Source organism: Aquitalea sp., from assembly GCF_030150775.1.
GTDB classification, from domain to species: Bacteria; Pseudomonadota; Gammaproteobacteria; order Burkholderiales; family Chromobacteriaceae; genus Aquitalea; species Aquitalea denitrificans.
This window is the reverse complement of the sequence record NZ_JASLFG010000024.1, coordinates 1-14074: the sequence shown is the minus strand read 5'-3', so window position 1 is coordinate 14074 and position 14074 is coordinate 1. Positions and strand designations below refer to the sequence as shown.

Genomic DNA, 14074 nt, shown 5'->3' with positions numbered 1-14074 from the left:
GGGCCTTAGCGCAGGATGATCTGCGAGAACCACAGCGTCATCAGAGCCAGCACGCCAATGATCATGGTCGTGGCATAACTGTAGATGAAGCCGGTCTGCAGCTTGCGTACCACTCTGGAGAAGGTTCCCACCAGCTTGGCTGCACCATTCACCACCAGGCCGTCGATCAGCAGCATGTCACCCACCTTCCAGAAGAAGGTACCCAGAGCACGCGAGCCCTTGGCAAACACTGCAAAATACAGTTCGTCCAGGTAGTACTTGTTTTCCAGGATCTGGTTCACGAAGCTGAACTTCTGCTTGATGGCAGCCGGAATCTGCGGAGCCTTCATGTAGAAGAACCAAGCGGTTACCACACCGGCCAGTGCCAGCAGGAAAGGCAGCGAGGTAAAGGAGTGAACACCCATGGCAACAGCGCCGTGGAATTCATGTGCCAGTTCTTCCAGTGCCGGGTGAGCTTCGCTGTTGATGGCAATCACACCCTTGAAGAAGGAACCGTACACCAGCGGCTCGATGGCAAAGAAGCCCACCAGCACAGACGGAATGGCCAGCAATACCAGCGGCAGGGTCACAACCCATGGCGACTCATGCGGCTTGTCGTTCGGACCCAGACCATGATGATGGTCGTGATCGTCATGACCGTGGTGATGGTCGTCCTTTTTCTCCATCCAGCGTTCCTTGCCATGGAAAACCAGGAAGTACATGCGGAAGGAGTAGAAGGCGGTCACGAATACACCGGCAATCACCGCGAAGTAGGCAAAACCGGCTGCCGGCAGGTGCGACAGCTGTACCGCTTCGATGATGGAGTCCTTGGAGTAGAAGCCGGAGAAGAACGGCGTACCGATCAGCGCCAGCGAACCCAGCAGCGAAGTCAACCAGGTAATCGGCATGTACTTGCGCAGGCCACCCATATTGCGCATGTCCTGGTCATGGTGCATGCCCATGATCACCGAACCGGCGCCCAGGAACAGCAGGGCCTTGAAAAAGGCGTGGGTCATCACGTGGAACATGGCAACCGGGTAAGCCGAAGCACCCAGAGCAACCGTCATGTAACCCAGCTGCGACAGGGTGGAATACGCTACCACGCGCTTGATGTCGTTCTGCACGATGCCAAGGAAGCCCATGAACAAGGCGGTGATGGAACCAGCCACCAGCACCACGTTCAGCGCGGTATCCGACATTTCAAACAGCGGGCTCATGCGCGATACCATGAAGATACCGGCGGTCACCATGGTCGCCGCGTGAATCAGTGCGGAGATCGGGGTCGGGCCTTCCATCGAATCCGGCAGCCACACGTGCAGCGGGAACTGTGCCGACTTACCCATCGCGCCGATGAACAGCAGGATGCAGGTAACGGTCAGCAGCGACCATTCGGTACCCGGAATGATCTGGATGGTCTTGTGTGCCAGCGCCGGAGCAGCAGCAAACACGTCGCTGTAGTTCAGCGAGCCACCGAAGTAGGCCAGTACCAGACCGATACCCAGCAGGAAACCGAAGTCACCCACACGGTTCACCAGGAATGCCTTGAGGTTGGCATAGATGGCGGTCGGACGCTTGAACCAGAAGCCGATCAGCAGGTAGGACACCAGGCCCACCGCTTCCCAACCGAAGAACAGCTGGATGAAGTTGTTGCTCATCACCAGCATCAGCATCGAGAAGGTAAACAGCGAGATGTAGCTGAAGAAGCGCTGATAGCCCGGGTCTTCCTGCATGTAACCGATGGTGTAGATATGCACCATCAGCGACACGAAAGTCACCACGACCAGCATCATTGCCGTCAGCGAGTCCACCAGGAAGCCGACGGAGAACTCATAGCCCCCCACCGTCAGCCAGGTGTAGACCGGCGCGTTGAAAACTTCAGCCTGCCCCGTGAGGAAGGCATAAAGTACCTTGAAGGACAGGGCTGCCGAGACTGCCACGCCGAGAATCGTCACGACGTGGGAAGCGCGGCGGCCGATTGCCCATCCAAACAAGCCTGCGATGATGGACCCCACCAGAGGTGAGAGCGCAATCAGCAGGTATAAGCTTTTCATATCCATGCTTGTGTGCTTTGTAGTTTGGTAACCGGTTTGCCTTAGCCCTTGAGGCTGCCCAGGTCTTCAACGTTGATGGTCCGCATATTGCGGAACAGCACCACCAGAATGGCCAAGCCAATGGCCGATTCTGCCGCTGCTACCGTCAGGATGAAGAACACGAAAATCTGGCCTGCTGTATCGGACAGGTAATGCGAGAAGGCAATGAAGTTGAAATTCACTGCCAGCAGCATCAGTTCGATGGCCATCAACAGCACGATCAGGTTCTTCCGGTTCAGGAAAATCCCCAGCACGCTGATGGCAAACAGGATTGCGGCCAGCACCAGGAAGTGAGTTAGTGTCAGCACATTTCCTCCCTTATGTTGTTCGGCCGTCAGGCCTGTTGCTCACCGGACTCGGCAGTATCGGCCGCTTCCACGTTTTTCTCGGCTTGCATCTTCACGATGCGTACACGGTCCTGACTGCGAACCTTGACCTGATCGCCGGCATCCACCACTTTGGTATCCTTGCGGCTACGCTGGGTCAGACCGATGGCAGCCACCATGGCCACCAGCAACACAACCGCAGCCAGCTCGAACGGCAGCAGGTAGGTGGTGTATAGCTGACGACCCAGTACCTTCACATTGCTGGCATCGGCTGCCAGTGCGGCACCGGCTTTGTAATCAGCCAGGCCGGTGTGCGGGTTGGTCAGGATCAGTACCATTTCGAAAGCCATGATGAGGCCGACAGTTGCCGCCACCGGCAAATTGCGCCAGAAACCCTCACGCAATTGCTCGATATTGATGTCCAGCATCATCACCACAAACAGGAACAGCACCATCACCGCCCCCACATAAACCAGTACCAGGGTAATGGCCAGGAACTCGGACTGCAGTAGCAGCCAGTGTCCGGAGCTGGTGAAGAAGGCCAGAACCAGATACAGCACGGCGTGTACCGGGTTCTTGGCAGTGACCACCCGGACCGCCGCAAACAGCAGAATGGCGGACAGGATGTAGAAAATAACCGTAGTCATGCTCATGAGGCCCCCTTAACGGTACTTGGCATCGGCTGCCTTGTTGGCAGCGATTTCGGCCTCGTACTTGTCACCCACAGCCAACAGCATCGGCTTGGTGTAGTAGAGGTCGCCACGTTTTTCACCGTGGTATTCGAAGATGTGCGTTTCGACGATGGCGTCGACCGGGCATGCTTCCTCGCAGAAACCGCAGAAGATGCACTTGGTCAGGTCGATGTCGTAGCGCGAGGTACGGCGGGTGCCGTCTTCACGCTGTTCCGACTCGATCGAAATCGCCATTGCCGGGCACACCGCCTCGCACAACTTACAGGCAATGCAGCGCTCTTCACCGTTGGCGTAGCGACGCTGCGCATGCAGGCCGCGGAAGCGCGGGGAGATCGGCGTCTTCTCTTCCGGAAACTGGACGGTGATCTTGCGGGCGAAGAAATAACGCCCGGTCAGCATCAAGCCCTTGACCAGTTCCACCAGCAGGAAGGTTTTGAAAAAGTTGCGAATCGTATCCATGTTCTTTACCTATCCCCTCAGTTCCACAGCGACAGCGGGGTCATCATCCAGATACCCAGGACCAGGATCCACACCAAGGTAACCGGAATGAACACCTTCCAGCCCAGACGCATGATCTGGTCGTAGCGATAACGCGGGAATGTCGCGCGGAACCACAGGAAGCAGAACAGCACAAACGCCATCTTCGCAGCCAGCCAGAAGAAGCCACCAGCACCCAGCAGGCCCCAGCTTGCCGGGAAGGGCGACAGCCAGCCACCCAGGAACAGGATGGAAGTCAGGGCGGAAACCAGAATCATGTTGGCGTATTCGGCGAGGAAGAATACGGCGAATGCCATGCCGGAGTATTCCACGTGGAAACCGGCCACGATTTCGGATTCACCTTCAGCCACGTCAAACGGAGCACGGTTGGTTTCGGCCACACCAGAGATCAGGTAGACGATGAACAGCGGGAACAGCGGCAGCCAGTTCCAGGAGAACAGCGAACCACCTGCCATGCCATGCGCTTGCTGCTTGACGATGTCAACCAGGTTCAGGCTGCTGGACACCATCAGTACACCAACCAGGGCGAAGCCCATCGCCAGTTCGTAAGAAACGATCTGTGCGGCAGAGCGCATGGCACCAAGGAAGGAGTACTTGGAGTTACCAGCCCAGCCGGCCACGATGATGCCGTAAACACCAATCGAGGACAGCGCCAGGATGTACAGCAAGGACGCGTTGATGTTGGCCAGTACCAGCGTATCGCTGAAAGGGATCACCGCCCAGGCAGCCAGCGCCGGGCCGATGGCCAGCACCGGAGCCAGCAGGAACAAGCCCTTGCTGGACTGCGCCGGCAGAATGATTTCCTTCATCAACAGCTTCAGGCCGTCAGCCAGCGGCTGCAGCAGACCCAGCGGACCAACCCGGTTCGGGCCGATACGGATCTGCATATAGCCGATGACTTTACGCTCGAAGTAGGTCAGATAGGCCACGGCAATCATCATCGGAGCCACGATGGCGATGATTTTCAGCAAGGTCCACACCGTGAGCCCCGCCTCATTACCGAGAATGCTTTGCAAGAACTCCATGTTTTACCCCTGTGAAAGCGCGATGGAATCGAACATGCCACCCAGACCAGCTGTCAGCGGGTGAGCCGTTGCCAGACGCACCGTGTCAGCCGGCAGACTGTCGTCGGCCTCAAGCAGCACCTTCAGCTCGCCACCACCCTGACGCAGCAGGGCTTGCGAACCGGCAGCCACGTTCAGGCTGGCCAGCAGGCTGGAGTGAGCGGTGGCAACCGGTGCAGCTGCATCAGCAGTCTTCTGCAGCGACGGAGCGCGGCGGCAGATGGCATCAGCCTGATACAGCGGCACTTCGCCGATACGTACCAGACCGGTGCTCACCGCAGCATTGATGGCCACATCGCCCAGCGCGTTGTTGAAGGCAGATTCGATGGAACCCTTGGCCAGCAGTTCGGCACGCACGTCTTCGGCACTGTTCTGCTCGAAGCCGGTCAGGCCCAGCATATTGCCCAGTACACGCAGTACCTTCCAGGCCGGACGAGTCTCACCCAGCGGACGCACTACACCGTTGAAGGACTGTAGCTTGCCTTCCATGTTGACAAAGGAGCCGGCAGTTTCGGAGAAGGGCGCGATCGGCAGCAGCACATCGGCGTAACCCAGCAGACCAGCGCCCTTGTAGGCAGTCAGTGCAATCACGGTGGCAGCCTGTTTCATGGCAGCAACTGCGGCTTGCGGGTTGTAGCTGTCGGACTCGACTTCGGTGTTGAGCAGAACGTAAGCCTTGCGCGGCGCGGCAATCATCGCAGCAGCGTTCAGACCGGCAGTCGCCGCAGCACCGAAGGCTGCACGGTGCGGCAAGGCACCAACCAGTTCAGCACCGGTGCTGTTGGCAGCTTCAGCCAGCAGGCCGAAACGTGCGCCGGTCAGCGCGGAGATTTCCTGCGCCAGCTTCAGCAGTTGGGCAAAGGCCGGATGATGTTGCGCCACATTGCCCAGTACGATGGCAGCCGATTCGGCTCCGCTCAGGCTGGCGGCAATGGCTTGCGCTTCGGCACCAACAGTAACGGCAGCCAGATCGACGGCGGTTTGGGCAGACTTGATCTCAACCACAGCCTTCAGCACCTGGGCCAGTGCATTGACCAGCGCCAGCGGCGATACGATCAGCTTGGCATTAAGTGCAGTCAGCAGCGCATCGTCAGTCACGTGGATGACGTTGAGCGCACTGCCCTTCTTCACCGCCTGACGCAGGCGCGAAGCCAGCAGCGGCTGTTCCTTGCGCTGAGTGCTACCCACCACCAGGATGGACTTGGCCGTGGTCAGCTCGACAATGCTGGAACCCAGCCATTGCGCGCCTTGCTGGGCGGCATCGGCCGAGAAGTCACTGCGACGCAGACGGTAGTCGATATTGTTGACACCAAAGGCGCGAGCCAGCTTTTGCGCCAGATACAGTTCTTCGGTGGTGGAGTGCGGACTGGTGAGGAAGCCGATGGCATCCTTGCCGTGATCGGCGGATACGCCGTTCAGGCCCTTGACCACGTAGGCCAGTGCGGTTTCCCAGTCGGTTTCGTGCCACTTGCCGTCAAACTTGATCATCGGCTTTTGCAGACGCTCGGCAGAATTCAGGCCTTCATACGAGAAACGGTCGCGGTCGGCGATCCAGCATTCGTTGATGGCTTCGTTTTCCAGCGGCAGTACACGCATCACTTCATTGGATTTCACCTGAACGATCAGGTTGGAACCCAAGCCATCGTGCGGGCTGACCGACTTGCGGCGGGACAGCTCCCAGGCACGGGTGGTGTAGCGGAAAGGCTTGGAAGTCAGCGCGCCGACCGGGCAGAGGTCGATGACGTTGCCGGAGATTTCCGAATTAACGGTCTTACCCAGATAGGGCATGATTTCCGAGAATTCACTGCGGTTGGCCATGCCGATTTCCTGGAAACCGCCGATTTCTTCGGTGAAGCGCACGCAGCGGGTGCAGTGAATGCAACGCGCCATTTCTTCAGCCGATACCAGCGGGCCCATGTCCTTGCCCACCACGGTGCGCTTTTCTTCCTGATATCGGGAAGAGGAGTTACCGTAGCCCACGGCCAGATCCTGCAGCTGGCACTCGCCGCCCTGGTCGCAGATCGGGCAATCCAGCGGGTGGTTGATCAGCAGGAATTCCATCACGCCGGCTTGCGCCTTCTTGGCCATGTCGGAATGGGTATGCACCTTCATGCCATCGGTCACCGGTGTAGCGCAGGCGGGCAGCGGCTTGGGTGCCTTTTCCACTTCAACCAGACACATACGGCAGTTGGCCGCGATGGACAGTTTCTTGTGGTAGCAGAAGTGAGGGATGTGGGTGCCCACGGAATGGGCGGCATCCATCACGGTACTGCCTTGCGGGACAGTCAGTTTTTTACCGTCGATTTCGATTTCAAGCATCGCTCAACACCATTTGTGGTCCACCAAGGGCTTCTTGTGTTCGATCAGATACTCGAACTCATTGCGGAAGTGCTTGGTGAAACTGCGAACCGGGAACACGGCAGCATCTGCCAGTGCACAGATGGTACGGCCGGCCATGTTATTGCCTACCGAATCCAGGAGTTCCAGATCACCCGGACGGCCTTCGCCGTTGGCGATGCGATGGATCACCTTGTACAGCCAGCCGGTGCCTTCACGGCACGGCGTACACTGGCCGCAGGACTCTTCGTGATAGAAGTAGGCCAGACGCTCCAGCGCCTTCACCATACACACGTCTTCGTTCATCACGATGACAGCGCCCGAACCCAGCATGGAGCCGGCCTTGGAGATGCTGTCGTAGTCCATCGTGCATTGCATCATGACGTCGCCGGGCAGGATCGGGGCGGAAGAACCGCCCGGGATCACAGCCTTCAGCTTTTTGCCATCGCGCATGCCACCGGCCATTTCCAGCAGTACCGAGAACGGGGTGCCCAGCGGAATCTCGTAGTTGCCCGGACGATTCACATGACCGGATACCGAGAACAGCTTGGTGCCACCGTTATTGGGCTTGCCCGCTTCCAGGAACTTCTGTGCACCATCACGGATGATGAAAGGCACGGAGGCGAAGGACTCGGTGTTATTGATGGTGGTGGGCTTGCCGTACAGACCGAAGCTGGCCGGGAACGGCGGCTTGAAGCGCGGCTGGCCTTTTTTGCCTTCCAGCGACTCCAGCAGCGCGGTTTCTTCACCGCAGATGTAGGCACCATAACCATGATGGGCGAACAAATCGAAGCTGAAATCGCTGCCGAGGATATTCTGACCCAGGAAACCAGCCTGACGGGCTTCATCCAGTGCGGCTTCGAACAGTTCGTACTCTTCGAAGATTTCACCGTGGATGTAGTTGTAGCCAGCCTTGGTCCCCATGGCGTAGCCGGCGATGATCATGCCTTCGATTAGCGCGTGCGGATTGAAGCGCAGGATGTCGCGGTCCTTGAAAGTACCCGGTTCACCCTCGTCGGTGTTGCACACCACGTATTTGTCGCCCGGGAAAGAGCGCGGCATGAAGCTCCACTTCAGGCCGGTGGGGAATCCCGCACCACCACGGCCGCGCAGACCGGAATTTTTCACTTCGGCGATCACGTCTTCTTGCGCCATCTTGGATTCGATGATGCGACGCAGGGCCTGGTAGCCGCCACGGGCCACGTAGGCCTCCAGCTTCCAGCAGTCCTGCGCAGAGGTGTCGACGCCGTCGAAAATCACACCATTGACGAAGATTGCCATTAGTTCAGCTCCGCCAGTTTCTTGTCGATTGCTTCGGGCGTCATGAAGCTGCACATCTTGTGGTTGTTCACCAGCAAGACCGGCGCATCGCCGCAGGCACCCATGCACTCCCCTTCGAGCAAGGTGTACTTGCCGTCAGCGCTGGTTTCGCCAATGGCGACGCCCAGCTTCTTGGAGATGTACTCGGCAGCATTGACGCCACCGGACAGGGCACAGGGCAGGTTGGTGCAGACCGTGATCTTGTACTGGCCAACCGGCTTCATGTCGTACATGTTGTAAAAGGTGGCCACTTCGTAGGCAGCTACCGGAGCAATATTCAGGTAGTTGGCAACGAATTCGATCACCTCGGTATTCAGGCAGCGCTCTTCCGGTGTCTTGCCGGTTTCCCGACGCTCCACCAGAGCAATGCGCAGCGCGCCCATAACCGCCGAACGGGCCTGGTCTGCCGGATATTTGGCGACTTCGCGGTCGATGGCGGCGAGTGATTGTGCGGATAGCATTAGCGGTCGATCTCCCCAAACACGATATCCTGGGTACCGATGATGGCGACCACGTCGGCAATCATGTGACCCGTAGCCATTTCATTCAGGGCTGCCAGATGGGCAAAACCCGGGGCACGGATTTTCAGTCGGTACGGTTTGTTGGCACCGTCGGATACCAGATAGATACCGAACTCACCCTTCGGATGTTCTACAGCCGCGTAGGCTTCACCTTCCGGCACATGCATGCCTTCGGTAAACAGCTTGAAGTGGTGAATCAGGTCTTCCATATTCGACTTCATGCCTTCGCGGGAAGGCGGAGCCACTTTATGGTTGTCAGTGATGACCGGGCCGGGATTGTCACGCAGCCAGGCAACACATTGCTGGATGATGCGGTTGGACTGGCGCATTTCTTCCACGCGCACCAGGTAACGATCATAGCTGTCGCCACCCTTGCCCACCGGAATATCGAAGTCCAGACGGTCGTATACATCGTAGGGCTGCTTCTTGCGCAGATCCCACTCGATGCCGGAACCACGCAGCATCGGGCCGGAGAAGCCCAGGTTTTTGGCACGCTCGGCACTGACTACGCCAATACCCACGGTACGCTGCTTCCAGATACGGTTATCGGTCAGCAGGGTTTCGTATTCGTCGACATAGGTCGGGAAACGCTTGGTGAAATCGTCGATGAAGTCCAGCATGGAACCCTTGCGGCCTTCGTTCAGGCGCGCCAGTTCCTTGGCGTTCTTGATCTTGGATACGGTGTACTGCGGCATGGAGTCCGGCAGATCACGGTATACGCCACCCGGGCGGAAGTAGGCAGCATGCATACGGGCACCGGAAACGGCTTCGTAGCAGTCCATCAGATCCTCACGCTCACGGAAAGCATACAGGAACATGGTCATCGCGCCGATGTCGATGGCGTGTGCACCAATCCACAGCAGGTGGTTCAGGATACGGGTGATTTCAGCAAACATCACACGGATGTATTGCGCACGCAGCGGCACTTCGATATGCAGCAGCTTTTCGATGGCCAGGCAGTAGGCGTGCTCGTTGCACATCATGGATACGTAGTCGAGACGATCCATATACGGCAGCGACTGGATGAAAGTCTTGCTTTCAGCCAGTTTCTCGGTACCGCGGTGCAAAAGGCCGATATGCGGGTCGGCACGCTGGATGACTTCACCATCCAGCTCCAGAACCAGACGCAATACACCGTGCGCTGCCGGGTGCTGAGGACCAAAGTTCAGCGTGTAGTTACGGATCTCAGCCACCGTAGTTCTCCTCACGAATGATGCGCGGAGTGATTTCGCGCGGTTCGATGGTGACCGGCTGGTAGATCACGCGCTGCTGGGTCGGGTCGTAACGCATTTCAACGTGACCGGACAGCGGGAAATCCTTGCGGAACGGATGGCCGACAAAGCCATAGTCGGTCAGGATGCGACGCAGGTCGGGGTGACCTTCGAACACGATGCCATACAGGTCGAAGGCTTCACGCTCGAACCAGTTGGCTGCGTTCCAGATCGGGTTGACCGAGGCGAGCAGCGGGAAGCTGTCGTCTTCGGCAAATACGCGCAGACGGATACGGACATTGTGCTTGAGCGACAGCAGGTGATAGACGGCGGCAAAGCGCGGACCATCCCATGGCTCGTCACGGTAGGCACTGTAGTCCATACCGCACAGGTCAATCAGTTGTTCGAAAGAAAGTTCGGCATGATCGCGCAGCATGGCGGCCACGTCAGTCAAATCTGCCGCCTTGCAAACGATGGTCAGTTCATCGAGGGCCAGCGTGCTTGAAACAAGCTTGTCGCCCAGCACACGCTCGACGACCGATCCCAGTGCTTCCATTTTCTTGGAGGCCATAAGTACTTACCTTATCGGGCGATGGTAGAGGTGCGTTTGATCTTGTTCTGCAGCTGAATGATGCCATACAGCAGTGCTTCGGCAGTCGGCGGACAGCCCGGCACATAGACATCGACCGGCACGATGCGGTCACAGCCACGGACGACAGAATAGGAATAGTGGTAGTAGCCACCACCGTTGGCACAGGAACCCATGGAGATGACCCAGCGCGGCTCTGCCATCTGGTCATACACCTTGCGCAACGCCGGTGCCATCTTGTTGCACAGCGTACCAGCCACGATCATCAGGTCAGACTGACGGGGACTGGGACGGAAAACGATGCCGAAACGGTCCAGGTCGTAACGCGCGGCACCGGCATGCATCATCTCCACCGCACAGCAGGCCAAGCCAAAGGTCATGGGCCACAGCGAACCGGTCCGGGTGTAGTTGATGAGCTTGTCGGCTGTCGTGGTAACGAAGCCTTTTTCCAGAATACCTTCTACTCCCATTCCAGCGCTCCCTTTTTCCACATGTAGACGAAGCCCAGCGTAAGCACCGCCAGGAACTCCACCATTACACCAAAGCCATAGGCACCCAGCTCTTTCAGGACAACAGCCCAGGGAAACAGAAATGCAATTTCCAGATCGAACAGGATGAACAGAATGGCGATGAGGTAGTAGCGAACGTCAAACTTCATGCGCGCGTCTTCGAAGGCCTCGAATCCACACTCGTAAGGAGAGAGTTTCTCAGGGTCGGGACGATTGGGTGCGAGGACCTTACCAAGAACGATAGGACCCACGCCGACCAGCAAACCGACGATGACAAACAACAGAATGGGAAAATAATTTTGCAGCATTTCCCGAACACCCCCAAAAAAAGGAGGAATTACCCTCCTTGGCTCCAAATAAAATAGGCCACCGGAATCCCGGTGGCCTATTTTTGAATGGTGGTGCCGACAGTGAGACTCGAACTCACACAGCCTACGGCCACTACCCCCTCAAGATAGCGTGTCTACCAATTTCACCATGTCGGCACTATATAACTTTACTGTCACTCCGGAATTTTTGATGTAGTACCCGAAGCTTTGCCAGTGGTTGCCCCGACCGGGATTTGCGGCGCAACTTGCTCAACTTTGCCACCCATCACACCCAGATCTGTTTTTCCGCCCCCCGACAGATAAACAAGAGTGAGACTCGTGGAGAAGAATACAACCGCTGCTATTGCAGTGGTTCTACTCAAGAAATTCGCAGAACCAGACGCACCGAACAGACTTCCGGAAGCGCCGCTGCCGAAAGCTGCACCCATATCCGCACCCTTGCCATGCTGCATGAGAACAAGGACGATGATCGTCACTGCGGAAAGGAGGTTTATAACCCAAATAAGCGTCTTAATAAGTTCCATACTATATCAATTTTCCTGCGGCCTGGCAAATCATCCTGAATGATCCGGCGTCCAGAGATGCCCCACCAACAAGGGCTCCGTCGACATTTTCTGTCTTCAGAATTGACTCGGCATTCTCTGCCTTTACACTGCCGCCGTAGAGGACGCGAATATTAGCCGAGGGCTTGGCATTTTGCAAGCACCACGTTTTGATAGCCGTGTGAATCTCGGCAATCTGCTCCAGCGAAGCCACTTTGCCGGTACCGATTGCCCAGACGGGCTCATAAGCAATGACGTACTCGCCGTCGTTCACTTCAGCCAGAATGGCCAGCTGGCGGAAAATCACCTCCAGGTACTGCCCGGACTCGCGCTCATCCAGGGTTTCACCCACACACAGCACCGGCACTAGGCCCGCAGCCATGGCGTTGTTCATCTTGGAGAGCAAGGCCGGATTGGCTTCACCGAAATACTGGCGGCGCTCGGAGTGACCAACCAGCGCATAGCGGCAACCGACATCGCGCAGCATGGCTGCCGAGATTTCACCGGTGAAAGCACCGTCGTCGGCAAAGCTGCTGACATCCTGCGCCGACAGTTGCAATGCATGCGCGGACAGCTGTACCCCCAGCGCTGCCAGATAAACGGCAGGCGCAGCAACACCGACCCAGGACTGATTGCAGACCGGATCGGCCAGCAATGCCGCTACTAGGGATTGGGCACTTTGTGCGCGGGTATTCATCTTCCAGTTGCCGATAATCAGCTTGCCAGCCATGTTGGGTCATCTCCGTACTAAGAGCTGCGGATTATACCCCACTCTCGATGGCGTCAAAACTTCGCATACGGCTTTTCGACGACTTGTAATATTTCTGAAAAGTAGGAGGAATAGGATGCGCCTCAACACTTAAGCAGGCCCTTACCCCAATACTCAGGAGCAAGCATGAAACAGTCTGTACGTCTGGTCGCCTCGCTGGCCTTGTCCGCCGGCTTCGTTGCTGGTGCCGCCATGGCTGCCGATATTACCGGTGCCGGCGCTACCTTCCCCTACCCCCTGTATGCGAAGTGGGCCACTTCCTACAAGGCAACAACCAGCAACAACATGAACTACCAGTCCATCGGCTCTGGTGGTGGCATCAAGCAGATCCAGTCCAAGACTGTCGATTTCGGTGCTTCCGACATGCCGCTGAAGCCGGAAGAGCTGGAAAAATCCGGTCTGACCCAGTTCCCGACCGTACTCGGCGGTGTTGTACCGGTTATCAACGTACCGGGCATTGCAGCCGGTCAGGTCAAGTTTACCGGCCAGCTGTTGGCTGACATTTTCCTGGGCAAGGTTTCCAAGTGGAATGACCCGGCCATTGCCAGCCTGAACCCGGGCGTCAAGCTGCCGGATCAGAAAATCACTGTGGTTCGCCGTTCCGATGGTTCCGGCACCAGCTTCATCTTCACCAACTACCTGTCCAAGGTTTCCAGCGAGTGGGCGAGCAAGGTTGGCTCCAATACCGCGGTAAACTGGCCGACCGGTGTGGGTGGCAAGGGTAACGAAGGTGTGGCCAACTATGTAACCCGCATCAAGGGTTCGATCGGTTATGTCGAGTATGCCTACGCCAAGCAGAACAAGCTGGCCTATGGCGACCTGAAGAATGAAGCCGGCAGCTTTGTAGCCCCTAGCGACAAGTCCTTCCGTGCCGCTGCAGCCAATGCCGACTGGAAGAAGGCACCGGGCTTCTATCTGTTGCTTACCAACCAGCCGGGCAAAGACAGCTGGCCTATTGCTGGTGCCACCTTTATCCTGATGCACAAGAAACAGGACAAGCCGGCACAAGGCACCGAAGTACTGAAGTTCTTTGATTGGGCTTACAAGAATGGCGACAAGACTGCGCTGGATCTGGATTACATCCCGATGCCGGACAACGTCAAGACGGTCATTCGCACCAGCTGGAAGCAGATTACCGATGCCAGCGGCAAGCCGGTTCTGAATTGATAGCAGCTTGGCTACAGCAAATGACAGTGCACACAAGGCACCGTGCCAGTTGCTGTAGCTACAAGGCCGGGGTTCACCACCCCGGCTTTTTGTCTGAGACGCGACCGAGTATCCCTCATGGAAAAGTTCAG

Annotated in this window: 15 protein-coding genes and 1 tRNA gene; 1 reads left to right on the top strand and 15 read right to left on the bottom strand. The window is 57.4% G+C overall.

What is annotated here, in order from left to right:
- Nucleotides 1-5: 5 nt before the first annotated feature.
- The 15 genes from nuoL to tpiA form a co-directional block, all read right to left on the bottom strand.
- Nucleotides 6-2036 (bottom strand): NADH-quinone oxidoreductase subunit L, encoded by a 2031-nt coding sequence (nuoL, locus tag QVF59_RS07545; protein WP_159879572.1) that lies wholly within the window; start codon nt 2034-2036, stop codon nt 6-8.
- A gap of 35 nt (nt 2037-2071) precedes the next feature.
- Nucleotides 2072-2377: an NADH-quinone oxidoreductase subunit NuoK gene (gene nuoK / locus QVF59_RS07540; RefSeq protein ID WP_045847642.1), complete on the bottom strand. Its 306-nt coding sequence runs from the start codon at nt 2375-2377 to the stop codon at nt 2072-2074.
- A 26-nt stretch (nt 2378-2403) separates the two neighbouring features.
- Nucleotides 2404-3048 (bottom strand): NADH-quinone oxidoreductase subunit J, encoded by a 645-nt coding sequence (locus tag QVF59_RS07535; protein ID WP_159879574.1) that lies wholly within the window; start codon nt 3046-3048, stop codon nt 2404-2406.
- Nucleotides 3049-3057: 9 nt separating this feature from the next.
- Entirely contained in the window at nt 3058-3537 is a 480-nt protein-coding gene (gene nuoI / locus QVF59_RS07530) for an NADH-quinone oxidoreductase subunit NuoI (protein ID WP_197077215.1), read from the bottom strand.
- Between the two features lie 26 nt (nt 3538-3563).
- Nucleotides 3564-4610 carry an NADH-quinone oxidoreductase subunit NuoH gene (nuoH, locus tag QVF59_RS07525; protein ID WP_287878532.1) on the bottom strand — a complete coding sequence of 349 codons (1047 nt, stop codon included), beginning with the start codon at nt 4608-4610 and terminating at the stop codon, nt 3564-3566.
- A 3-nt stretch (nt 4611-4613) separates the two neighbouring features.
- Nucleotides 4614-6968 (bottom strand): NADH-quinone oxidoreductase subunit NuoG, encoded by a 2355-nt coding sequence (nuoG, locus tag QVF59_RS07520; protein WP_287878514.1) that lies wholly within the window; start codon nt 6966-6968, stop codon nt 4614-4616.
- A 3-nt stretch (nt 6969-6971) separates the two neighbouring features.
- Nucleotides 6972-8267, bottom strand: coding sequence for an NADH-quinone oxidoreductase subunit NuoF (gene nuoF, locus QVF59_RS07515; protein ID WP_287878511.1), 1296 nt, complete (start codon nt 8265-8267; stop codon nt 6972-6974).
- Entirely contained in the window at nt 8267-8767 is a 501-nt protein-coding gene (gene nuoE / locus QVF59_RS07510) for an NADH-quinone oxidoreductase subunit NuoE (protein ID WP_159879582.1), read from the bottom strand. The genes nuoF and nuoE overlap by 1 nt, the downstream gene beginning before the upstream one ends.
- Entirely contained in the window at nt 8767-10020 is a 1254-nt protein-coding gene (locus QVF59_RS07505) for an NADH-quinone oxidoreductase subunit D (RefSeq protein WP_287878508.1), read from the bottom strand. The genes nuoE and QVF59_RS07505 overlap by 1 nt, the downstream gene beginning before the upstream one ends.
- Complete coding sequence (locus tag QVF59_RS07500) at nt 10013-10609, bottom strand: NADH-quinone oxidoreductase subunit C (RefSeq protein WP_287878505.1); 597 nt, start codon at nt 10607-10609, stop codon at nt 10013-10015. Before QVF59_RS07500 ends, QVF59_RS07505 begins: the two co-directional genes overlap by 8 nt.
- An 11-nt stretch (nt 10610-10620) precedes the next feature.
- A complete protein-coding gene (locus QVF59_RS07495; protein WP_045847651.1) occupies nt 10621-11097 on the bottom strand; it encodes a NuoB/complex I 20 kDa subunit family protein in 477 nt (158 codons plus the stop codon).
- Nucleotides 11088-11444, bottom strand: a complete 357-nt coding sequence (locus tag QVF59_RS07490; RefSeq protein ID WP_045847652.1) for an NADH-quinone oxidoreductase subunit A — start codon at nt 11442-11444, stop codon at nt 11088-11090. Before QVF59_RS07490 ends, QVF59_RS07495 begins: the two co-directional genes overlap by 10 nt.
- A 91-nt stretch (nt 11445-11535) precedes the next feature.
- Nucleotides 11536-11621 (bottom strand) — tRNA-Leu (locus tag QVF59_RS07485).
- A gap of 17 nt (nt 11622-11638) precedes the next feature.
- Entirely contained in the window at nt 11639-11989 is a 351-nt protein-coding gene (gene secG / locus QVF59_RS07480; protein ID WP_045847653.1) for a preprotein translocase subunit SecG, read from the bottom strand.
- A 1-nt stretch (nt 11990) separates the two neighbouring features.
- Nucleotides 11991-12737: a triose-phosphate isomerase gene (gene tpiA / locus QVF59_RS07475; RefSeq protein WP_159879588.1), complete on the bottom strand. Its 747-nt coding sequence runs from the start codon at nt 12735-12737 to the stop codon at nt 11991-11993.
- A gap of 165 nt (nt 12738-12902) precedes the next feature.
- Here tpiA and pstS point away from each other — a divergent pair, with 165 nt between their 5' ends.
- Entirely contained in the window at nt 12903-13943 is a 1041-nt protein-coding gene (gene pstS, locus QVF59_RS07470) for a phosphate ABC transporter substrate-binding protein PstS (RefSeq protein ID WP_159879590.1), read from the top strand.
- Nucleotides 13944-14074: the final 131 nt, after the last annotated feature.